The sequence below is a fragment of the Luteimonas colneyensis genome, from assembly GCF_014836665.1.
In the GTDB taxonomy this organism is placed as follows: domain Bacteria; phylum Pseudomonadota; class Gammaproteobacteria; order Xanthomonadales; family Xanthomonadaceae; genus Luteimonas; species Luteimonas colneyensis.
Window position 1 is genome coordinate 410,970 of the sequence record NZ_JACSQJ010000002.1, and the last position, 19,005, is coordinate 429,974.

Annotated in this window: 19 protein-coding genes and 1 pseudogene; 12 read left to right on the plus strand and 8 right to left on the minus strand. The window is 67.9% G+C overall.

Going from position 1 to position 19,005, the window contains the following annotated elements:
• Positions 1 to 4: 4 nt before the first annotated feature.
• The 4 genes from H9645_RS06030 to H9645_RS06045 are packed head-to-tail and all read left to right on the plus strand — an operon-like array spanning position 5 to position 3,184.
• Positions 5 to 841: a pseudouridine synthase gene (locus H9645_RS06030; RefSeq protein WP_191728813.1), complete on the plus strand. Its 837-nt coding sequence runs from the start codon at positions 5 to 7 to the stop codon at positions 839 to 841.
• A 60-nt stretch (positions 842 to 901) separates the two neighbouring features.
• The gene (gene arfB / locus H9645_RS06035) at positions 902 to 1,324 is read left to right on the plus strand and encodes an alternative ribosome rescue aminoacyl-tRNA hydrolase ArfB (protein WP_191728814.1); all 423 of its coding nucleotides are present in this window, start codon (positions 902 to 904) and stop codon (positions 1,322 to 1,324) included.
• A gap of 17 nt (positions 1,325 to 1,341) precedes the next feature.
• Entirely contained in the window at positions 1,342 to 1,947 is a 606-nt protein-coding gene (locus H9645_RS06040; protein ID WP_191728815.1) for a lysophospholipid acyltransferase family protein, read from the plus strand.
• 58 nt (positions 1,948 to 2,005) lie between these two features.
• Positions 2,006 to 3,184, plus strand: coding sequence for an isoaspartyl peptidase/L-asparaginase family protein (locus H9645_RS06045; RefSeq protein ID WP_191728816.1), 1,179 nt, complete (start codon positions 2,006 to 2,008; stop codon positions 3,182 to 3,184).
• A 51-nt stretch (positions 3,185 to 3,235) separates the two neighbouring features.
• On the opposite strand, the gene H9645_RS06050 is transcribed toward H9645_RS06045, so the two are convergent.
• Positions 3,236 to 4,198 carry a LysR family transcriptional regulator gene (locus H9645_RS06050; protein WP_191728817.1) on the minus strand — a complete coding sequence of 321 codons (963 nt, stop codon included), beginning with the start codon at positions 4,196 to 4,198 and terminating at the stop codon, positions 3,236 to 3,238.
• Positions 4,199 to 4,312: 114 nt separating this feature from the next.
• On the opposite strand from H9645_RS06050, the gene aceB reads away from it, so the two are divergent.
• Positions 4,313 to 5,929 carry a malate synthase A gene (gene aceB / locus H9645_RS06055; RefSeq protein ID WP_191728818.1) on the plus strand — a complete coding sequence of 539 codons (1,617 nt, stop codon included), beginning with the start codon at positions 4,313 to 4,315 and terminating at the stop codon, positions 5,927 to 5,929.
• Between the two features lie 106 nt (positions 5,930 to 6,035).
• Positions 6,036 to 7,331, plus strand: coding sequence for an isocitrate lyase (aceA, locus tag H9645_RS06060; protein WP_191728819.1), 1,296 nt, complete (start codon positions 6,036 to 6,038; stop codon positions 7,329 to 7,331).
• Positions 7,332 to 7,418: 87 nt separating this feature from the next.
• Here aceA and H9645_RS06065 read toward each other — a convergent pair whose 3' ends face one another.
• The 5 genes and pseudogenes from H9645_RS06065 to H9645_RS06085 form a co-directional block, all read right to left on the minus strand.
• Positions 7,419 to 8,096 (minus strand): RES family NAD+ phosphorylase, encoded by a 678-nt coding sequence (locus H9645_RS06065; RefSeq protein WP_191728820.1) that lies wholly within the window; start codon positions 8,094 to 8,096, stop codon positions 7,419 to 7,421.
• Positions 8,096 to 8,494, minus strand: coding sequence for an MbcA/ParS/Xre antitoxin family protein (locus tag H9645_RS06070; protein WP_191728821.1), 399 nt, complete (start codon positions 8,492 to 8,494; stop codon positions 8,096 to 8,098). The genes H9645_RS06065 and H9645_RS06070 overlap by 1 nt, the downstream gene beginning before the upstream one ends.
• Positions 8,495 to 8,572: 78 nt before the next feature.
• Positions 8,573 to 9,178, minus strand: a pseudogene (locus tag H9645_RS06075) (ATP-binding protein); the annotation flags it as partial.
• Positions 9,179 to 9,553: 375 nt separating this feature from the next.
• Positions 9,554 to 10,066 (minus strand): cyclophilin-like fold protein, encoded by a 513-nt coding sequence (locus H9645_RS06080; protein ID WP_225218033.1) that lies wholly within the window; start codon positions 10,064 to 10,066, stop codon positions 9,554 to 9,556.
• Between the two features lie 36 nt (positions 10,067 to 10,102).
• Positions 10,103 to 10,993, minus strand: a complete 891-nt coding sequence (locus tag H9645_RS06085) for a LysR family transcriptional regulator (protein ID WP_191728823.1) — start codon at positions 10,991 to 10,993, stop codon at positions 10,103 to 10,105.
• 158 nt (positions 10,994 to 11,151) lie between these two features.
• Here H9645_RS06085 and H9645_RS06090 point away from each other — a divergent pair, with 158 nt between their 5' ends.
• From H9645_RS06090 to H9645_RS06105, 4 genes are all read left to right on the plus strand, one after another.
• Entirely contained in the window at positions 11,152 to 12,234 is a 1,083-nt protein-coding gene (locus H9645_RS06090) for an alpha/beta hydrolase (RefSeq protein WP_191728824.1), read from the plus strand.
• An 81-nt stretch (positions 12,235 to 12,315) separates the two neighbouring features.
• Entirely contained in the window at positions 12,316 to 13,554 is a 1,239-nt protein-coding gene (locus tag H9645_RS06095; protein ID WP_191728825.1) for an MFS transporter, read from the plus strand.
• 208 nt (positions 13,555 to 13,762) lie between these two features.
• Positions 13,763 to 14,920 carry an MBL fold metallo-hydrolase gene (locus tag H9645_RS06100; RefSeq protein ID WP_318240497.1) on the plus strand — a complete coding sequence of 386 codons (1,158 nt, stop codon included), beginning with the start codon at positions 13,763 to 13,765 and terminating at the stop codon, positions 14,918 to 14,920.
• A gap of 106 nt (positions 14,921 to 15,026) precedes the next feature.
• Positions 15,027 to 15,650: a tyrosine-type recombinase/integrase gene (locus H9645_RS06105; RefSeq protein ID WP_191728827.1), complete on the plus strand. Its 624-nt coding sequence runs from the start codon at positions 15,027 to 15,029 to the stop codon at positions 15,648 to 15,650.
• A 136-nt stretch (positions 15,651 to 15,786) separates the two neighbouring features.
• Here the strand turns inward: H9645_RS06105 and H9645_RS06110 are convergent, their stop codons facing one another.
• Both H9645_RS06110 and H9645_RS06115 read right to left on the minus strand, forming a co-directional pair.
• Positions 15,787 to 16,350, minus strand: coding sequence for a hypothetical protein (locus H9645_RS06110; RefSeq protein ID WP_191728828.1), 564 nt, complete (start codon positions 16,348 to 16,350; stop codon positions 15,787 to 15,789).
• On the minus strand, positions 16,347 to 16,835 hold the full coding sequence (locus H9645_RS06115; RefSeq protein WP_191728829.1) for an RNA polymerase sigma factor: 489 nt from the start codon (positions 16,833 to 16,835) through the stop codon (positions 16,347 to 16,349). The genes H9645_RS06110 and H9645_RS06115 overlap by 4 nt, the downstream gene beginning before the upstream one ends.
• Positions 16,836 to 17,002: 167 nt before the next feature.
• On the opposite strand from H9645_RS06115, the gene H9645_RS06120 reads away from it, so the two are divergent.
• Together H9645_RS06120 and H9645_RS06125 are read left to right on the plus strand one after the other, a co-directional pair.
• Positions 17,003 to 18,448: an amidohydrolase family protein gene (locus H9645_RS06120; protein ID WP_191728830.1), complete on the plus strand. Its 1,446-nt coding sequence runs from the start codon at positions 17,003 to 17,005 to the stop codon at positions 18,446 to 18,448.
• A 2-nt stretch (positions 18,449 to 18,450) separates the two neighbouring features.
• The gene (locus H9645_RS06125) at positions 18,451 to 18,999 is read left to right on the plus strand and encodes a hypothetical protein (protein ID WP_191728831.1); all 549 of its coding nucleotides are present in this window, start codon (positions 18,451 to 18,453) and stop codon (positions 18,997 to 18,999) included.
• Positions 19,000 to 19,005 lie beyond the last annotated feature (6 nt).

Here is a 19,005-nt window from a genome sequence, read left to right on the forward strand (position 1 = left end):
GGCCATGGCCGACCCCGTAAACACCGAGCCGCCGGATTCCCGCCCGGCACAGCCCCCCTCCGGGAAGCAAACGCTGACTCCTACACCACAGCGCGAGGTCGCGGCTGTAGCTGCTCCCGCGGGGGAGGAGGTCTTGCCGGCGGAGTCACCGGCCCTGCGCGTACTGCATCTGGAAGAGGGATTCGCGGTTGTCGACAAGCCCGCCGGCCTGATGGTCCACGACAGCAAGCTGGCGCGCGGCGAAGACGACTTCGCCGCCGATCGCCTGCGCGCGCAGTTCGGCCGCCCGATCCATCTCGTCCACCGCCTCGATCGCGCCACCAGCGGCTGCCTGCTGCTGGCCTTCGACCGCGACACCGCCTCCGCGCTCGGCAAGTCCCTGATGGCGGGCGAGGTGGACAAGGCCTACCTCGCGGTCTGCCGCGGCTGGCCCCCCGAAGACGCCTTCACCGTCGACCATGCGCTCGACGGCGGCCCCGGGAAGCCGCAGAAGAAGCCGGCCGTCACCCGGTTCGAGCGCCTCGCGATGGCCGAGCTGCCGATCCCGTCGGCGGGATTCGAGACCTCGCGCTATGCCCTGCTGCGCGCCTGGCCGCAGACCGGCCGCTTCCGCCAGATCCGCCGCCACCTCAAGCACCTCTCGCACCACCTGATCGGCGACACCAGCCACGGTGACGGCCGCCACAACCGCAGCTTCCGGATGATGGGCATCCACCGCATGCTGCTGCACGCCGAGCGGCTGGCCTTCCCGCATCCGCGGGAGCCGGCGCGGCGGGTGGAGGTGGTGGCGCCGCCGGACGCGGAGTTCGCGCGCGTGCTGGCATTCTTCGAGCCGCGATGATGGCGTCGGCGGTGCCTGGAGGCGGACAGCCGTGATCGTCGCGCAAGCCACCGGTTGCCAATGCCCATGACGACGACAAGCACCATCGACATTCCGGATGCCGAGCTCGTGGAACGCTTCGTGCGCGCCTCCGGCCCGGGCGGACAGAACGTCAACAAGGTCGCGACCGCGGTCGAGCTGCGCTTCGACATCGCGAATTCTCCGTCGCTGCCGGAGCCGGTGCGCGAACGCCTGCTCGCCCGGCGCGACCGGCGTGTCACCGACGACGGCGTGCTGGTGATCAGCGCCCAGCGCTTCCGCACCCAGGACCGCAACCGGCAGGACGCGCGCGAGCGCCTTGCCGCGTTCATCGAGGCCGGCCTGCGGGCGCCGAAGCCGCGCGTGGCCACGAAGCCGTCGCGCGCCGCGAAGGCGCGGCGGCTGGATGCCAAACGGGAGCGTAGTACGATCAAGCGCGGACGCGCCGGGCGCGACTGGGATTGACGGCGCCAGGGGGAGCCATGACCGCAGCCAGCGACGATCTCCTGCCCGAGCTGCCACCGAGGGTGCCGCGGGTGAAGCCGAACCGCTTCACGCGCTGGTTCGGCCGCAGCATCCTCCGCCTCGGCGGCTGGCGCATGGTCGGTGAGTTCCCCGACGTGCCGCGCGTGGTGCTGATCGGCGCGCCGCACTCCTCCAACTGGGACGGCATCTGGGGCTTCGCCGCCAAGCTCGGCCTCGGGCTGGACATCAAGATCCTCGGCAAACGCGAACTGTTCTGGTGGCCGCTCAGCCTGCTGCTGGATGCGCTTGGCGTGATCGCGATCGACCGCGGACGCTCCTCGGGCGTGGTCGAGCAGGTGGCCGCGATGCTGCGCGGCCGCGAGCAGCTCTGGTTCGGACTGGCGCCCGAGGGCACGCGCAAGCCGGTGGAACACTGGAAGAGCGGCTTCCTGAAGATCGCGCGCGCGGCCGACGTGCCGGTGCTGCCGGTGTATTTCCATTACCCGGAGCGGGTGATCGGCGTCGGCCCGCTGTTCCACGTCGGCGACGACGCGGAGGCCGACATGCGCCGCATCCGCGAGTGGTACCGGCCGTGGAAGGGGCGTAACCGCGGTACGGTATGAGGCTGCCTGCCGGCGACGTTCGCCGGCGGCGAACGGACGTTTTCCGGAGCGCGACGGGATGAAGCGGAACGATGGAGCAGGCCTGCTGGCCACGGCGCTGGCCTGCGTGCTGCTTGCAGCGTGCGGCGGGGCGACGGACAACGGCGCAGCCGGTGATGGCGCGGGTGGCGCGGACATCGCGGGCGTGTCGGTCACGGCAGCCGGCACCTCCGCTGCCGCTCCTGCAGCCGGACCCGTGCTGGCCATCCACGGCGGTGCCGGGGTGGTGAGGGCGGGCCTGTCGGCGGAAGACCAGGCGGCCGCGCGTGCGGGACTTGAGCGGGCGCTGCTAGCCGGACACGCGAAGCTGGCGGAAGGTGCGTCGGCAATGGACGCCGTGATCGCCGCGATCACCGTGCTCGAGGACGACCCGGCCTTCAACGCCGGCCACGGCGCGGTGTTCACCCACGAGGGCCGCAACGAGCTCGACGCCTCGCTGATGGATGGCCGCGACCGCAGCGCGGGCGCGGTGGCCGGCGTGCATCGGGTCCGCAATCCGATCCTGCTTGCGCGCGCGGTGATGGAGCATTCGCCGCACGTGATGCTGGCAGGCGCCGGTGCGGAGGACTTCGCCGAAGCGCAGGGCATCGAGCTGGTGGACCCGGGCTACTTCCGCACCGAGCGGCGCTGGGAGCAGCTGCAGCGCGCCCTGCGCGAAGACGCTGCCGAGGGTGCGGAGGCCGGCGCCGGCATCGCCCCGCCCATGGATGCCGGCGCCCGGATGGCCGCGGATCGCGCCCGGCACGGCGAAGGCCTGAAGTACTTCGGCACCGTCGGCGCGGTGGCGCTGGACGCGGCCGGCCACCTGGCCGCGGGCACCTCCACCGGCGGCATGACCAACAAGCGCTGGGGCCGCATCGGCGACGCGCCGATCATTGGCGCCGGCACCTGGGCCGACGACCGCTGCGCGGTCTCGGGCACCGGCTGGGGCGAGTTCTACATCCGCACCGCCGCCGCGCACGAAGTCTGCGCCCGCGTCCGTCACCGTGGCGAAGGCATCGCCATCGCGGCCGAAGCCGTGATCAACGGCGACGTGGTGGATGCCGGCGGCAATGGCGGTGCAATCGCGCTCGACGCCGCGGGCAGCATCGCCTTCCCCTTCAACACCGAAGGCATGTACCGCGGCTGGATCGGCGCCGACGGCGTGCCGCACGTCGCCGTATTCGCCGATGAGGCGCTGGTGGTGCCGGGGGACTAGGGCGTTTTGCCACGGCGCATCCGCGCAGATCCCGGCAAGGCTTCTCCAGCCTCAGCGCTCGGAATGCCCCGGATCCTCGTGGCTGCGGCGCACGAACAGATCGGGTCTGATCAGGTCGATGAAGGCGCGCGCCTGCACTGACAGCACCTTGCCCTTGCGCACCACCACGCCGTAGCTGCGCGCGGGGAACCACGCGTCCAGCGGCCGGATGGCGAGGCGCTCGCGGTCGGCGTCGTCCAGGCAGATCGAGCTCACGATCGAAATGCCCAGGCCCATCGCCACGTACTGCTTGATCACCTCCCAGCCGCCGACCTCCAGCGACACCGTGTAGGGCACGCGCGCCTGCTGGAACACCAGGTCCACCAGGCGCCAGGTCACCTGCCGCTGCGGCGGCAGGATCAGGCCGTGCTGCGAGATGTCCTCCAGCGTCAGCCGCGGCGCGGTGGCCAGCGGGTGGTCCCGCGGCGTGATCAGCATGGGCTGGAAGGAGTAGACCGGCACGTAGCTGAGGTCGGCGGGCACATCGAGCATCGAGCCGATCACGAGTTCCACCGTATCGGCGCGCAGCAGGTCGGTGCCGTCGGCGCTGATGGTGTTGTGCAGGCGCAGGCGCACCTCGGGGTGCTGCTCGCGGAAGGCGCCGACGATGCGCGGCAGCAGGTAGAGGATGGTCGAGCTGTTGGCCGCGATCTCCAGCTCGCCGGCCTCCATGCCCGCCAGCTGGCGTCGGAAGGCGGCGGGCAGGGCGTCGATGCCCTCGACCAGCGGACGGGCCAGCTCGTACAGCGCCTCGCCCTCCGGGGTTGGCAGGAGGCGGCGCCCGTTGCGCTCGAACAGCGCCGCGCCCAGCTCCCGCTCCAGGGCCTGGAGCTGCTGGCTGACGGCCGGCTGGCTGACGTACAGAGCCTCGGCGGCCCGCGACACCGAACCCAGGCGCGCGACCTGGCAGAAGGCCCGAAGCGGCTTCAGGCGGTCGCCCTTGTAGGCGAATCGGGGAGGGTTCGAGGGCGCCAATGCCGCATTCCGCCTTGTTTATAAGTACAACTTATCCATCGCATTGATATATATGTTTTGTCAAATATCCGGTGCCCGGGGATGGTGGTGGCCCAGCCGCAGCCGGAGCCGACGATGTCCGCAGCCCCCCATCCCGCCGTTCTCCAGGCCCGCCCCGCCGTGGGGGCGGACCCCGCGCCGGATCTGCTGGATGCGCGCGCCCTGGCCCTCCTTGCCGGCCTGCACCAGCGCTTCGAACCTCGCCGGCGCGCGCTGCTTGCCGCCCGCCGCCAGCGCCAGGCCTTCTTCGACGGCGGCGGCCTGCCGGACTTCCGCGCCGACACCGTCGCCATCCGCGAGGGCGATTGGCGGGTGGCGCCCCTGCCCGCGGCGCTGCGCGACCGCCGGGTCGAGATCACCGGCCCGGTGGATCCGAAGATGGTCATCAACGCGCTCAACTCCGGCGCCAGCTGCTACATGGCCGACTTCGAGGATTCGACTGCGCCCACCTGGGATGCCCTGCTCACCGGCCAGCGCGCGCTGCGCGAGGCCGTCGCCGGCACGCTCGCTTTCGATGCCGACAGCGGCAAGTCCTACCGCCTGAAGCCCGAGGCCGAGCGTGCGGTGCTGATCGTGCGCCCGCGCGGCTGGCACCTGGACGAGAAGCACCTGCTGGTCGAGGGCGAGCGCATCAGCGCCAGCCTGTTCGACGCCGGGCTGTTCTGCCTGGGCAACGGCGCCGCGCTGGTGGCGAAGGACCGCGGTCCCTACCTCTACCTGCCCAAGCTGCAGTCGATGGAGGAGGCCGCGCTCTGGAACGACGTGCTCGCGCACATCGAGCATGCGCTGGGCCTGCCCGCCGACTGCATCAAGGTGACGGTGCTGATCGAGACGCTGCCGGCGGTGTTCGAGATGGACGAGATCCTGCACGCGCTGCGCGGCCGCATCGCCGGGCTCAACTGCGGACGCTGGGACTACATCTTTTCCTACATCAAGACCTTCCGCGCCCATCGCGACCGGGTGCTGCCCGAGCGCGGCCAGGTGGGCATGACGGCGCCCTTCCTGAAGGCCTACTCCGAGCTGCTGATCCGCACCTGCCACCGCCGCGGCGCGCATGCGATGGGCGGCATGGCGGCGCAGATCCCGATCTCCGGCGACCCCGAGGCGAACGAGGCCGCGCTGGCCCGCGTGCGCGCCGACAAGGAGCGCGAGGCCGGCGCCGGCCACGACGGCACCTGGGTCGCGCACCCGGCGCTGGTGCCGATCGCGAAGCGGATCTTCGACGCCGCGATGCCCGGGGCGAACCAGCACGGCGTGGCGCGCGAGGACGTGGTCGCCGACCGCGACGCGCTGATCGCACCGTCGCGCGGGACCATCACCCGCGCCGGCTTCGAGGGCAACGTCGAAGTCTGCGTGCGCTATCTCGCCGCCTGGCTCGACGGTAACGGCTGCGTGCCGATCCACTGGCTGATGGAGGACGCCGCCACCGCCGAGATCGCACGCGCCCAGCTGTGGCAGTGGCTGCATGCCAGCGACGGCGGCGGCGAGCCGCTGTGCCTGGACGACGGCAGCGAAATCGACGACTGCCTGTTCGAGCAGTCGCTGCTGAACCTGCCCTCGCGCCTGGCCGCGCTCGGGCCGATGCCCGGCGCCGGCCGCGTTGCCGAAGCCATCGGGATGCTGGAGACGCTCACCCGCAGCGACGTGCTCGAAGAGTTCCTGACGATCCCGGCGTACGAGTGCCTCGCATAAGCACCTGGACCCGGGCCCCTGTCCATCCATTCGTCCCTGTAAAGCTTTTTCATCGCGGCGACGCCGCATTCGCACGACAGACCGGATCCACCGGAGGACTCCCGACATGAGCACCAAGCTTCCGACCGCCGAACAGATCACCCAGACCTGGGCCAACGACCCGCGCTGGGCCGGCATCACCCGCAACTACTCCGCCGAAGACGTGGTGCGCCTGCGCGGCACCGTGCACGTCGAGCACTCGCTCGCCCGCCTGGGCGCGGAGAAGCTGTGGGCTTCGCTGCACGAGCGGCCCTACGTCAATGCGCTCGGCGCGCTCACCGGCAACCAGGCCATGCAGCAGGTCAAGGCCGGCCTGAAGGCGATCTACCTCAGCGGCTGGCAGGTGGCCGCCGACGCCAACCTCGCCGGGCAGATGTACCCCGACCAGTCGCTGTACCCCGCCGATTCGGTGCCGGCGGTGGTCAAGCGCATCAACAACGCCCTGCTGCGCGCCGACCAGCTGCAGCATGCGGAAGGCGACGACAGCATCGACTTCCTGCAGCCGATCGTGGCCGACGCCGAGGCCGGCTTCGGCGGCGTGCTCAACGCCTTCGAGCTGATGAAGGGCATGATCGAAGCCGGTGCCGCCGGCGTGCACTTCGAGGACCAGCTGGCGGCGGTGAAGAAGTGCGGCCACATGGGCGGCAAGGTGCTGGTGCCCACCCGCGAGGCGGTCGAGAAGCTCAACGCCGCGCGCCTGGCCGCCGACGTCTGCGGCGTGCCGACCCTGCTGGTCGCGCGCACCGACGCCGAGGCCGCGGACCTGCTGACCAGCGACATCGACGACAACGACCGCCCGTTCACCACCGGCGAGCGCACCGTCGAGGGCTTCTTCAAGACCCGCAACGGCCTGGATCAGGCGATCAGCCGCGGCCTCGCCTATGCGCCCTATGCGGACCTGGTGTGGTGCGAGACCGGCAAGCCCGACCTCGGCTTCGCCCGCGCCTTCGCCGAGGCCATCCACGAGAAGTATCCGGGCAAGATGCTGGCCTACAACTGCTCGCCCAGCTTCAACTGGAAGAAGAACCTCGACGACCGCACGATCGCGAAGTTCCAGGACGAGATCGCGGGCTACGGCTACAAGTTCCAGTTCATCACCCTGGCCGGTTTCCACGCGCTGAACTACTCGATGTTCAACCTCGCGCACGGCTACGCGCGCCGGCAGATGAGCGCGTTCGTGGAGCTGCAGGAGGCGGAGTTCGCCGCCGCCGAAAAGGGCTTCACCGCGGTCAAGCACCAGCGCGAGGTCGGCACCGGCTATTTCGACGCGGTGACCCAGGCAATCCAGCAGGGGCAGTCCTCGACCACGGCACTGACAGGGTCGACCGAGGAGGAGCAGTTCCAGGAGAAGGCGGTGGCCTGATGCCAGCGGCTCCAGTCCGGCCCGGCCGTCTGCAGGATCCTGCAGGCGGCCGGAGCCGGGCGGCTTCCACATCCGCGTGGGAAGCGCTCAGAACGGAATGACCCGGGCCTCGGTGACGTGCGAGATCGTCTCGCCGTTCCAGTGATACTGCAGGTGCGGGCCCTGCCGCACCGGCTTGAGCATGTCCGGGTGGAAGGCCGCCAGGCAGGTGCCGCCGGGCGCGCGCACGCTGTCGTAGACGATGCCGTTGCTGCCGGCCGTGCGCAGTTCGACGGCGAAGCGCTGGCTGGCGACGTAGCTGTCGGGATCGTGCAGCTCCGGGTGGCCGCCGCTGATGTCGTGGAACCGGCCGTCGACGTCACCGAGGTAGCAGCGCATGTCGAGCACGCAGGCCGGCTCGCGGGTGGCGGCGAGGAAGCGCGACTTGTGGAATACGGTTTCGGCCACCGCGGTCTGCTGTTCGCGAGCGCAGTAGTAGACGCCGAACCAGCCCGGGCTGAAGCGCGAGCCGTCGGGATTGAGGTGGGTGAACGCCGCCATGATTGGCGTCGTGCCCGGCCCTGAGATGCGGCGCTCCGGCGGCACCAGTCCGATCGCACCGAACTCCTCGCGCATGCGCGGATTGGTCATCGACTCCAGCTCGATCAGCGCGGGGATGTCGGCCGGATCGGCTATGGCATCGAACACGCCCACCGGCGGGAAGCGGCTGGGCACCACCCGGTAGCCGGGGCGGAAGCGCACCCGCGCGGTGGGCGCTGCCGGCATCAGCCCCAGCCCCGCTGGGCGTCGAGGTACTGGCGCACCACGAACAGGTCCGCGACCTGGCCGCCGAGCATGCGCTCCAGCGCCGTGCGGCCGCCGAACAGCGGTGCGGTGTTGGCGCGGCCGATCCATTCGTCGGCCTGGCGGCCATTGCTGAAGAGGATGTGCAGGGCCTTGTAGATGCCGAGCACGTAGCTGATGCGCTCGAGCACGTCCTGCGGAAGCTGCCCGGAGAGGTCGCGTTTCCAGCGGTAGAAGGTGGAGCGGCCGGGGCTGCCGAGCAGCACGCGCTCCTGCTCGTTGCTCAGGCCCCACTGCCCGGCGATGTTGAAGAAGGCGCGCAGCGCCGGGCCTGCGAGGTCGCGGCGCACGGGGGCTTCGGCGATTCGGAGCTGGGTCATGGCGTCTGTCCTGTGCGGGACTACGCAATGACTTTAGTCCCTATCGGGACTGGGCGCAAGCCGCATTCCAGTCTCCGTTCAGGCCGCGGCTCCCTGGGCTCGCGGGTCGAAGCCGCGATAGCCGAGTGCCTCGGCGAGGTGCGCGCTGCCGATGGGTCCCGTATCGGCCAGGTCCGCGATGGTCCGCGCCACGCGCAGGATCCGGTGCATGGCCCGGGCAGAGAGCTGCAGGCTCTCGATCGCGTGCTCGAGCAGGGCCTGGTCACTGGCGGCCAGCCGGCAGTGGGCGGCGGTGCCCTGCTGGTCGAGATGGGCGTTGAGCACGCCGGCGCGCTCAAGCTGCACCGCCCGCGCGGCCTCCACGCGCCTGCGCACCGCGGCACTGTGCTCCCCGGCCGCCGCGTCGGGGCGCAGCTCGGCCGGCGCCATGCGAGGAACGTCCACGTGCAGGTCGATGCGGTCGAGCAGCGGGCCGGAGACGCGCATGCGGTAGCGCTGCACGGCGTCGGCGCTGCACTGGCAACGTCCCGAAGCATCGCCAGCCCAGCCGCAGGGGCAGGGATTCATCGCCGCCACCAGCTGGAAGCGCGCCGGGAACTCGCTCTGCCGCGCCGCGCGCGAAACGGTGACCGTGCCGGACTCCAGCGGCTGGCGCAGCACTTCCAGCACGTGCCGGCTCCACTCCGTCTGGGATGTTGGAGTACAGAGCGGGGCTTTAACCACAAAGAACTGATGCCACGGGGTGGATTCCTGTCCCCAGGGGGAGCGCGTCTCGCCCATTCAAGGCTCTAAGTCATCTCTCAGGTAACACGCGGCGGGAGACAAGCAAATGCTTTATCGTGCCGATGCTAATTTGTCGTTTCTTGATAATTGTGGCTAAAAATGGAACGTGGGAGCCGGCTCAAAGCTAACTGTCAGAGATCTGGCACCAACGACGTGGATCAGCAGGACCGACCTAATGCGACCACCTAGCGCAAGACGGTCAGCTCTGGGGGAAACGACCGCTTCCGGCCAAAAGCGGACATCACCGCCCTCGTCGTGCAGCTGGCCCGATGCCGCTCAATCCTTCGCAAAGCGCACGTGGGCCGTACCACGCCCGAGAGCTTCGGCCAACCCGGCCGCGTCGTCGACATGGCCGATGCGCGTATACGAGTAACTCGATTGGAATGTCTCGTAGAAAACGACGAGCGTGGTCGAGCCATAGAGCATCACGTCGCCGCTTTGGATCATTCCCGGACGCGTAGCCTGCGTCGGCAATGCGTCCGGCAGCTCGGCATGCTTTTCGTTGCCATTGAGCTCGGCCATCGTCAGCGTAAAAGGCAGACGGCTCGTCAGCGTGCGTGCGGCCTCGGTATCGGCCAGCGAAACGGCGAAGCGCCGTTCGCCGATGGTCATCCACATGCGTTGGCGCTCCTGTTGATGAGCTCGGGTCCCGTCGTGCGGGGCTCCCGATGTATCCATAGCCGGCTCCTTTGCACGGCAGCCTCCGAACATGAGCATGCCGATCAGACAGACCATTGCCGGCAGGATGCGCGTCCACCGGCCCCGATCACGAGTACGCCAGGTCGTCATCAGTCGTCTCCTCCCTGGCCAGCCCGTCTGCACGGCTCAGGTTCGATAACGCAGCGCATCCAGCACCAACGAGAACGCGGGCGATGGATGGCGCCGACTCGGGTAATAGAGGTGGAACCCCGCAAACGGCGGGCACCACTCCTCAAGCACGCGCACGAGTCGCCCCTGTTCGAGGTGGGGGCTGAATTCGTCCTCGGGCAGGAACGCGATGCCCATGCCATCCAGTGCGGCGGCCACGATGTGGGGTGAGGTGTTCATGATCACTTGTCCCTCGACTCTGACCTCGAGTTCGCGGCCGCGGCGATCGAACTCCCAGGCGTAGAGCCCGCCTGACACTTGTCGCTGTGCGATGCAGCGATGTGCTGTCAGGTCGCTCGGCTGTTTCGGCTTGCCATGGCGGGCGAAATAGTCGGGCGAGGCGGCGGCTGCCATCCGCATCTTCGGCCCGATCGGCACCGCGATCATGTCCTTGTCGACCTGTTCGCCAAGCCGGACCCCCGCATCGAAGCGGTCTGCGACGATGTCGCGGAGCCCGTAGCTCACGTCGAACTCGATCTCGATCTCGGGGTACTCGCGAAGCACGGGCACCAGCTTTGGCCAGAGGTTCGCGCGAAGCACGTGGTCGGCGCAGGTGATGCGCACGGTGCCTGCCGGCTTGTCGCGCAGGGCGGTGAGCGCCGCCAACTCGTCTTCGATCTCATCGATTCGGTGGCCGATCGCGTTTACCAGGCGCTCGCCCGCCGGCGTGAGCGACAGGCTGCGCGTCGTGCGCGTCAGCAGCCGGATATCGAGCCGCGCCTCGAGCGCCTTGATCGTCTGGCTGAGCGCGGACTGCGTGATTCCAAGCACCTTGGCTGCACGGGTAAAGCTCCCCTCCCGGGCGACGGTCACGAAGGCCAGCAGATCGTTCAGGTTGCGTCGCGCCATGCAAGCAGTCTGGCACAGCGCTTTGATAAGCGGAGCTAATAGGGGGTAGTAGGTCCAAGTATCTAATCAACACGATCGCGCAGGTCCAGACTGCTCTCCGTCCCTACGCACCTGCCACCAATCCCCGGTCCCGCCGGTGCCACCACTGGAGCGATCCCATGACTGTCCTGACTTTCCGCCACTCCTTCGCTTTGACCGGTCTCGCGCTCGGCATCGCCCTTTTCGGCGCATCGACGCAGGCAGCGGCGCAGCCCGCCACCCTCGATCAAAGAGCCCCCGCCATGACGCTCACGCAGGAGTGGGACAAGACCTTCCCACGAAGCGACCGGGTCGATCACCGGAAGGTGACCTTCACGAACCGCTACGGCCTGACGCTGGCCGCGGACCTTTACGTGCCGAAGAACCGCACCGGCGAGCGCCTGCCTGCGCTCGCGGTCGGCGGCCCGTTCGGCGCCGTCAAGGAGCAGTCTTCCGGCCTGTATGCACAGACCATGGCCGAGCGCGGGTTTGTCACGCTTGCATTCGACCCCTCGTACACCGGCGAGAGCGGCGGTCAGCCGCGAAACGTCGCCTCGCCCGACATCAACACCGAGGATTTCAGTGCGGCCGTCGATTTCCTCGGCCTGCAGGCGACTGTCGACCGCGAGCGCATCGGCATCATCGGCATCTGCGGCTGGGGCGGCATGGCGCTGAATGCGGCGGCGGTCGACAAGCGCGTCAAGGCGGTCGTCGTGAGCACGATGTATGACATGAGCCGCGTCATGTCGAAGGGCTACAACGACAGCGTGACGCTGGAGCAACGCACCCGCACCCTGGAGCAGTTGAGCAAGCAGCGCTGGGAAGACGCCGAGAACGGCGCTCCGGCCTACGGCCCTGTCATGAACGAGCTCAAGGGCGGCGAAGCCCAGTTCCTCGTCGACTACCACAACTACTACCGCACGCCGCGCGGCTTCCACCCGCGCGCGGTCAACTCCAACGCATCGTGGACGGTGACGAACCCGGTGTCCTTCATGAACATGCCGCTGCTCACCTACATCAAGGAAGTCTCGCCGCGGCCCATCCTGTTCGTGCATGGCGAGAATGCGCACTCGCGCTACTTCAGCGAGACCGCCCATGCGGCCGCGTCGGGGCCGAAGGAGTTGATGATCATCCCGGGTGCGAACCACGTGGACCTCTACGACCGCGTGGACGTGATTCCGTTCAAGCGGATCACGGAGTTCTTCTCGACGAACCTGAAGTAACCCCGAGGCTCCTATAGCCAGGGCCGAGCCTCAGGCCGGTCCTTCTGTTTCCGCATGGGCTCCTTCCGAGGACTGGATGCAATGAATCCAACTGTTTCCGCTGCCACAGGCCGCGCTTCGTCCTGGGGCGGCGTGTTCGCTCTCGCGCTCGGCGCATTCGCCCTCGTCGCCTCCGAGTTCATGCCGGTGAGCTTGCTGACGCCGATGGCCACGGATCTGCGCGTCAGCGAGGGGCAGGCAGGACAGGCAATCACGATCTCCGGCGCGTTCGCGTTGCTGACGAGCCTGTCGATCGCCGCGCTCGCCGGGCGGCTCGATCGCAAGCACCTACTCATCGGTCTGACCGGGCTGATGGTGGTGTCAGGAACCGTCGCCGCGTTCGCGCCGAACTACGTCGTGTTCATGGCCGGCCGCGCACTCATCGGCATTGCCATCGGCGGTTTCTGGTCCATGTCCGCTGCCACGGCGATGAGGATCGTTCCAAACGACCACGTCCCGCGCGCGCTTGCAGTCGTCAACGGCGGCAACGCGCTTGCCACCGTGCTGGCCGCACCGCTGGGAAGCCTGCTTGCGTCAATGGTGGGATGGCGCTGGGCGACGTTCGCGGTCGTGCCCATCGCCGCGCTCGCGCTCATCTGGAAAATGGCGGCGCTGCCGCCGATGAAGCCCCGCACAGCGGTGCGCCGGCGCTCTCTATTTGGCCTTATGAAGGAGCGGCGCATCGTGCTGGGCATGGCGGCGGTCGCGGCGTTATTCATGGGCCAGTTCACGCTCTTCACCTACCTGCGGCCGTTCCTCGAAACGGTCACCGGGGTCACGGCGGGAACCCTCTCCATGTTGCTGCTGATCATCGGCATCGCCGGCTTCATCGGCACCGTTCTGATCGGCCCGTTCCTCAAGGCGGGGCTGTATCGCACGCTCATCGCCATCCCGCTGCTGATGGCCGCGATCGCGATGACCTTGCCCTTCGTCGGAAGGTCCGTGGCAGCGACCGCCATGCTGCTGGCGGTTTGGGGTCTCGTGGGAACCGCCGCCCCCGTGGGCTGGTGGACGTGGCTTGCGCGGACGCTCCCAAATGATTCGGAAGCCGGCGGCGGCCTGATGGTGGCGGTCGTCCAGTTGGCGATCGGGCTCGGTGCCGGCGTGGGTGGATTGATCTTCGACCGGGCCGGCTACCAAGCAACGTTCGGTGCGAGCGCCGCAGTGCTCCTCGTAGCCGCCGCGCTTGCCTGGCTCGCTTCCCGCGCCTCGCTGCATGGTGCAACGCGCAATCAGAACGTTCCCGACCACACGACAGCCCTGGAAGTAGTCCAAGCATGAAGAGGTGTCAGTCTGAAGAAGATCCGCAGGTCAACTGATGCGGAATCGCGTGGATAAGACCCGGCTTCGCAACTTGACCTCCGCTTGCAATTTCGATGGGGCGTCTCTGAATCCTGACGCTGTCCCGGCTCTGCCCAGAAGATGGCGTCGATGGCTCAGCAGGGCCGCAATTGTCATTGCCTCACTCGTCGTTATCGTGGCTGCGGTCGTGGGCGTCGTGTACATGCTGGCTAGCTCCTCGCTGGGCCGCACACCCGAGGGGGCTCGCCTCGAACGGGTGAAGCTGTCACCGCAATGGGATGGCGAGTCGTTCTTCTCGGGACGTGCCTCGTGGTCGCCCGAGTCCAATCCGTCGGAGCCGTCCGCCGCCGCGGCGCCACCGCCCTCGGTCGCCGTGGTTCGCACCGATCCCGCTGTGCTGGAAACGGCACCGGCAACGGGCCTAAGAGTGACCTGGTTCGGCCACTCGAGCACCCTCGTGCAGATCGACGGCATCAACGTCCTCATCGATCCGTTCTGGAGCGAACGGGCCAGCCCGGTACCAGGCATCGGGCCGCGCCGCTGGTATGCGCCGCCGATCGCGCTGGCCGATCTTCCGAAGATCGACGCCGTGATCGTCTCGCACGATCACTACGACCACATGGACGCCGCCACGCTGCGCGCCCTGGACCGTGAAGGTATCCGCTTCGTCGTGCCGCTCGGCGCGGGTGCCCACCTCGAAGACTGGGCGATTCCCGCGGGTCGCATCGTGGAGCTTGACTGGTGGCAGTCCACCAATGTGCACGGTGTCCGCATCCATGCCACGCCTGCGCGCCATTACAGCGGACGGGTCGAGTTCCGGGGCAACGACGCGCTGTGGGTTGGCTATGCGCTCGTAGGACCGCGGAACCGCGTCTACTACACAGGCGATACCTCGTACATGCCTGAGATGGAGGAAGTCGGCCCAAGGCTCGGCCCGTTCGACGTCGTGCTGACAGACTCGGGGCAATACAACCCGGGATGGCCAGACGTGCACCTGGGTCCGGAGCAGGCGGTAGAACTGGCTGCCGCTGTCGGGGCAAAAGCAATGATGCCGATCCATTGGGGCCTGATCCGACTTGCGCATCATGCGTGGCCCGAACCGGCCGAACGGACCCTCGTTGCTGCTGCCTGCCATGGCGTGGGAGTCGTGATCCCGCCTCCCGGACTGCCCGTTGAGCCGGCCGGAAACAACCCGATCCAGAGGTGGTGGCCGCAGATTCCGTGGATGACCTCGACCGAAGCACCCGTCCGCTCCAGCAGGAACGGCGACGGCGCATCACGCTTTCAGCCACGCCCTTGCGTTGAGCAGCCGACGGTACATCCCATGCGCGCTCTGACTCGCTAGCTGCCGCGAGCAGCCTTTTCAGTCCTGCGATGTCCGCTTTGGGTCGATCACGCCCGTCTGGCACCCGTGAGAGAACCATCCCATCCCCTACCAATAGGAGATGGCCATGTCAGTCCTTCACAGATCGCAGCCCTGCCAGCCCTGGAACAAGGGAAAGCTGGTCGGCCAGAAGGCACCGCTCAAGCTCAAGGACATCTGGGCGATCCGGGTCCGGCTGCAGCTACGCAAAAAGGTCCGTGACCTGGCGCTGTTCAACTTGGCGATCGATTCCAAGCTCCGTGCCTGCGATCTGGTCAGACTCCGGGTTTCTGACGTGTCCCATGGCGGCCAGATGGCTTCTCGGGCCATGGTGATGCAGCAAAAGACGGGAAGGCCCGTCCAGTTCGAGATCACAGCAATGACGCGTGAAGCAGTCCAGACTTGGATCCAGAAGGCCGACCTGAACCCATCGGACTTCCTCTTCACCAGTCGGATCGCTGCCTCACCTCACCTGTCGACGAGGCAGTACGCCAGGATCGTCCATCGATGGGTCGAGGATGCCGGGTTGGAGACAGGATCCTATGGGACGCACACGATGCGCAGGACGAAGGCGTCGCTGATCTATCGTCGAACCCGGACCCTCAGGGCTGTCCAGCTTCTCCTAGGCCATACGAAGCTGGAGAGCACAGTGCGGTACCTCGGGATTGAAGTAGACGACGCTCTTGAGATAGCCGAGCAGACGGATGTCTGATGTATGGGGTCGATCCTCGGCCCGGGAAGGTCGAGGAGCGGCTAGGAGCGGTCGCCCGCGCTATCCAGAGGCACTCGCTCGCAACATCCCGAGACACGCTACACGTCGCGTCACTCTCGACCCGCCGCGACCAGCGTCAGCCACCGATCAGCCGCTGAACTGCGCGGTATTCCCGCAGCCAGCGCTGGCGCAACGTGCGGCTCAGCCAGAGGGTCGCCCCGAGCGATGCGACGGCCATGGCCAGCAGGGCCAGTCCGGCATCGCGCCACGCTTCGCCGGCCAGTAGCCAGACGCCCGCATTGGCCACCAGCGCATAGGCGAGCAGCAACCATCCTGTCATCCGTGCCAGCCACAAGTCGCGCAGGCCGGTGCGAAGCTGGGCGAGTCGAAGCCGTGCATACGTGCTCGCGCTACCGGTGGCATCCGTTGCGTGCCGGCGTGGCGCGCGCAGCACGACGGCCCACGCCATCGGCAGGAACACCACGAAGAACGGCATCAGAAGCCAGTGCGCGGGATCAACCTGGCCACTCAGCAGCGCCTGGCCGAACACCAGGAAGGCCACGACCGTCAGCGCCACTTCAAGGGTGCGCAGCAGTCGCAGCCGCAGCTGGCGACGGCGAACGCGGCCGGTCAGGTCCTGCTGCATGGCGGAGTGCGTCTGGCCCTGCCAGGCATCCTTCAGAAGATCGTCGAATTTCATGCAATGCCCTCTGCTTTTGACAGGGATTTCAGGCGCTCGCGGGCGCGATGCAGGCGCACGCCGACGTTTTCCGCACTGATGCCCAGCATGTTGCCGATCTCCTGGTAATCGAAACCTTCCAGTTGCAGCATCAATACCTGCCGCAACATGAGTGGCAGCGTAGCCAGCGCCTCGAACAGCCACTGCGTGCGGGCGCAGGCATCGGCCATGGCCGGGTCCGCGACGTCGTGCAGCGCATCGTCAAACGGCACCGGCGACGGCATCCGGGTTTCCGCGCGCACGTGGCTGGCGCCCAGGTTGTGCGCGATGCGCAATACGAACGGCAACAGCCGGTCCGCTTCGCGCAGCCGCGGGAGGCTCTCCCAGATGGCGAGTAGCACCTCCTGCAGCAACTCCTCGCGCACGGCGGGGTTGAGCTCATAGCCGCACACCGCACGCCAAAGCTGCGGATGGAAGGCTTTTACCTGTGGCCAGAGTGGATGCATGGAGTCGTGTCTGGAGTGGGTCGGCCGTCGACCAGTGGGATGGCCAGCAATACCTCAGTCGGCGCTGGGGGCGCATTTCTTACATGGAAACAAATTTTCTTTTTTTAGTAAGAAATTCCCGGCTTCCCGCCACTCATCAGGCGATCCCACTCGAAAGGACACACATGATGCGACCTTCCACCCTCGCAAGCCTGCTGCTCCCTGCCGCGTTGTACGCACCAGCCCTCGTGCTGGCCGGCGCGCCATCCGTCGACGGCGCCTTGGCGCTCGACAATGTGCATATCGTCGAGGCCGAAGACAACCGCGTCAGCCCGCGCCGATGCGTGCGCGTGGAAGGCGCCGGCATCACCACCATCACCGCGGCCGGCGAACCCGCCTGCCTGCGTGGTGCCCGAGCGATCGACCTGGAGGGCCGCTATCTGGTGCCAGGCCTGATCGACATGCACGCCCACCTCACCCTGGGGCCCATGGAGATCAAGCGCGAACGCGGCCGGGCCGTGATGCAGGCGCTGCCCGATGACGAGATCGCCGAACACAATGCTAGGCGGCTGGTGGCATTCGGCGTCACCACTATCCGCAATCCCGGTGGCGACCTGCACGCAGCGGCGCGGTACGAGGCACGCCTGGCCGCTGGCGAGCTGATCGGCCCCGAGAGCTTCAACGCAGGTCCGGTCATCAACAACGCCGACCTCCCCGGCCTAGCCACCGCGGCGCGCAACGCCGAGGACATGGAGCGAGTGGTCGGTGCACAGGTCGAGGCCGGTGCCGACTGGATCAAGCTCTATACCGGCCTCTCGCCCGAACTGCTGAAGGCCGGCATCGACGCCGCGCACCGGCATGGTCGTCCCGCCGTCGCGCACCTGGAAAGCATCGCGTGGCCCGACGCACTGGCGATGGGACTGGACGGCATCGTCCACCTGATGCCGCTGAGCCCGGACCTGTTGACTGCGAAGCAGCGCGCGGCGTGGCAAGCCACGGCCCGTGGCAGTACGTATTCGTTCTTCGAGTGGTGGGAGCACTTCGATCCCGAAGGGGCGCACGCCGACCAACTGGTCGCCGCCTATCAGGAGCATCGCCCAATCTTCGACGCCACGCTGGTCGCCTTCCATGCCGCCTTCGTGCAGGACCAGGACAACGCATACAGAGACGACGCACGCCGCCATGCCCATCCGAAACTGCTGGCGCATTGGAACGAATGGTTCACCTTCGCCATCGGCTGGCAGCCCGAGGACTTCGAGCGCGCGCGCGCCGTGTGGCCGAAGGTGCAGCGGATGGCCGCGCGGCTGTATGCCACCGATGCGCGCATGACCCTGGGCACCGACATGAGCAACCCGTGGATCGCCCCGGGCATCAGCCTGCATCGCGAAATGCAACTGCTGGCCGAAGCCGGCGTGCCGAACGCACGACTGCTCTTGGCCGCCACCCGCCATGCCGCCGAAGCGCTGGGCGCCGGCCAGCGCCTGGGGCGAGTCGCTCCCGGTTTCGAGGCCGACTTGCTGGTGCTCGACGCTGACCCGCTGGAAGACATCCAGCACACACGCGACATCCACGCCGTCGTACTCAACGGCACGTTGCTCACCGCCGCCGCACTGAACCAACTCAAGGGAGAATGACCATGAAGCGCACGTTCCAACACATCGCCGCCCGCACCCTGCTGGCAGCAGGCTTGGCCCTGGGTCTGGCCAGCACCGCCCACGCCGGCCCCGAGGACTGGGAATCCCCTGAGGCCATCGTGCATGCTCTGTATGAAACGATCTCCGCCGACGCCGGCGCAAAGCGCGACTGGGACCGCTACCGCGCCTTGTTCCTCGATGGCGCCCGCCTGTCGGTGGCCATGGATTCCAGTATCGGAAGCGGCATCATGGGCATGGACAGCGAAGAGCTGATCACCCAGACCGAGAGCGCTTACGCCGCCACGGGCTTCCATGAGATCCCCTTGGTTACCAAGGTCGAGCAGCACGGACTGCTGGCCTCGGTGATGAGCAGCTTCGAGATCCGCCTGCGCCCCAGCGACAAGGAACCGCTCATGCGCGGACTGAACCACTTCCAACTGCTCAACGACGGTGAACGCTGGTGGATCGTGTCCAACGTGGGCACGGTGGAAACGCCCACCTCGCCGCTGCCCGAAGCATTCCAGCTGACGACCCGGGGAGGTGCGAAATGAGTGGCC

Coding starts and splice junctions, on each gene's coding strand:
- H9645_RS06070 (WP_191728821.1), bottom strand. CDS start 8,494: ATGACCCAGCTCCGAATCGCCGAAGCCCCCGTGCGCCGCGACCTCGCA.
- aceB (WP_191728818.1), top strand. CDS start 4,313: ATGTCCGCAGCCCCCCATCCCGCCGTTCTCCAGGCCCGCCCCGCCGTG.
- aceA (WP_191728819.1), top strand. CDS start 6,036: ATGAGCACCAAGCTTCCGACCGCCGAACAGATCACCCAGACCTGGGCC.
- arfB (WP_191728814.1), top strand. CDS start 902: ATGCCCATGACGACGACAAGCACCATCGACATTCCGGATGCCGAGCTC.
- H9645_RS06030 (WP_191728813.1), top strand. CDS start 5: ATGGCCGACCCCGTAAACACCGAGCCGCCGGATTCCCGCCCGGCACAG.
- H9645_RS06090 (WP_191728824.1), top strand. CDS start 11,152: ATGACTGTCCTGACTTTCCGCCACTCCTTCGCTTTGACCGGTCTCGCG.
- H9645_RS06115 (WP_191728829.1), bottom strand. CDS start 16,835: ATGCATCCACTCTGGCCACAGGTAAAAGCCTTCCATCCGCAGCTTTGG.
- H9645_RS06095 (WP_191728825.1), top strand. CDS start 12,316: ATGAATCCAACTGTTTCCGCTGCCACAGGCCGCGCTTCGTCCTGGGGC.
- H9645_RS06080 (WP_225218033.1), bottom strand. CDS start 10,066: ATGACGACCTGGCGTACTCGTGATCGGGGCCGGTGGACGCGCATCCTG.
- H9645_RS06040 (WP_191728815.1), top strand. CDS start 1,342: ATGACCGCAGCCAGCGACGATCTCCTGCCCGAGCTGCCACCGAGGGTG.
- H9645_RS06110 (WP_191728828.1), bottom strand. CDS start 16,350: ATGAAATTCGACGATCTTCTGAAGGATGCCTGGCAGGGCCAGACGCAC.
- H9645_RS06085 (WP_191728823.1), bottom strand. CDS start 10,993: ATGGCGCGACGCAACCTGAACGATCTGCTGGCCTTCGTGACCGTCGCC.
- H9645_RS06065 (WP_191728820.1), bottom strand. CDS start 8,096: ATGCCGGCAGCGCCCACCGCGCGGGTGCGCTTCCGCCCCGGCTACCGG.
- H9645_RS06045 (WP_191728816.1), top strand. CDS start 2,006: ATGAAGCGGAACGATGGAGCAGGCCTGCTGGCCACGGCGCTGGCCTGC.
- H9645_RS06120 (WP_191728830.1), top strand. CDS start 17,003: ATGCGACCTTCCACCCTCGCAAGCCTGCTGCTCCCTGCCGCGTTGTAC.
- H9645_RS06125 (WP_191728831.1), top strand. CDS start 18,451: ATGAAGCGCACGTTCCAACACATCGCCGCCCGCACCCTGCTGGCAGCA.
- H9645_RS06105 (WP_191728827.1), top strand. CDS start 15,027: ATGTCAGTCCTTCACAGATCGCAGCCCTGCCAGCCCTGGAACAAGGGA.